The organism is Pseudomonas fluorescens, from assembly GCF_000967965.1.
GTDB lineage: Bacteria > Pseudomonadota > Gammaproteobacteria > Pseudomonadales > Pseudomonadaceae > Aquipseudomonas > Aquipseudomonas grandcourensis.
The window spans coordinates 1-1,196 of the sequence record NZ_LACC01000069.1 but is presented as its reverse complement, the minus strand read 5'-3'; the positions used below and the strand labels follow the sequence as shown (position 1 = coordinate 1,196).

The window sequence follows — 1,196 nt, the reverse complement described above, 5'->3', positions numbered from 1 at the left end:
TAGGGAAGGTCTGAAGTAGCCAGCAATTTTTAATGTCCTCGCTGTTTGAGGTTCAAAAAAATCCAAGTCGGCCGAAAAACAGACAATTCCTGTCTTTAATTCACGGTTCTTTCCTCTGATCCTGCTGTTTCAGGGCGATCGGCCCGCATTACAGGCGCACCTCTCCTGCACTCAACAACCGTTTTCGCACCATCCACAAATTCGACAATGCGAACAACGTCGCCTGCTGAGCGATGTTTTTCGCCAGACCACGAAAGCGCACTTTCGTATAGCCAAACTGGCGCTTGATCACTCGAAACGGATGCTCGACCTTGGCCCGCACTTGCGCTTTCGCATATTCGATCTTGCGGCGCAGGCGACCGATCAAACTCTTTTTCGCATGCTGTTTATAGCTGCTGGGCCGAGCGGCAATCGACCAGATCAACTGGCGGCCCTGATGTTCAGGACGCTTGTCTACACCGGTGTAACCGGCATCGCCAGAGAGGTACGTTTCATCACCATGGAGCAACTGATCGACCTGCGTCACGTCCGCGACATTCGCCGCTGTGCCCACCAGGCTATGAACCAAGCCGGATTCGGCATCGACACCGATGTGGGCCTTCATTCCAAAATAGTATTGGTTTCCTTTCTTGGTTTGATGCATTTCGGGATCACGTTTGCCGTCCTTGTTCTTGGTCGAACTCGGCGCGTGAATGATCGTCGCATCGACCACGGTGCCCTGACGTAGCATCAAGCCTCGGTCGCCCAGATAACCGTTGATGACCTGCAAAATCCCACCGGCCAGCTCATGTTTTTCCAGCAGACGCCGGAAGTTTAGGATCGTGGTTTCATCGGGGATCCGATTCAGGTGCAGCCCCGAAAACTGGCGCAGAATCGTGGTCTCGTATAGCGCTTCTTCCATCGCCGGATCGCTGTAGCCGAACCAGTTCTGCATCAGATAAACCCGCAACATCGCCATGAACGAATACGCCGGACGACCGCCTTCACCCTTTGGATAATGCGGCTCGATCAAGCTAATCAAACCCTTCCATGGCACCACCTGATCCATCTCTATCAGGAAGCGCTCGCGGCGGGTCTGCTTACGTTTGCCGGCATATTCGGCATCGGCGAAAGACATCTGTTTCATCGGGGCTCAGCCGTTCAGTTCTTGTGAGGCGGGTATTTCACCAAATCTGGAAGTCTTTTTCAGAGTTTCC

At 53.3% G+C, this 1,196-nt stretch carries 1 protein-coding gene; it reads right to left on the bottom strand.

What is annotated here, in order from left to right:
* Positions 1-148 precede the first annotated feature (148 nt).
* Positions 149-1,126: an IS5 family transposase gene (locus VC35_RS28110; RefSeq protein ID WP_046044000.1), complete on the bottom strand. Its 978-nt coding sequence runs from the start codon at positions 1,124-1,126 to the stop codon at positions 149-151.
* Positions 1,127-1,196: the final 70 nt, after the last annotated feature.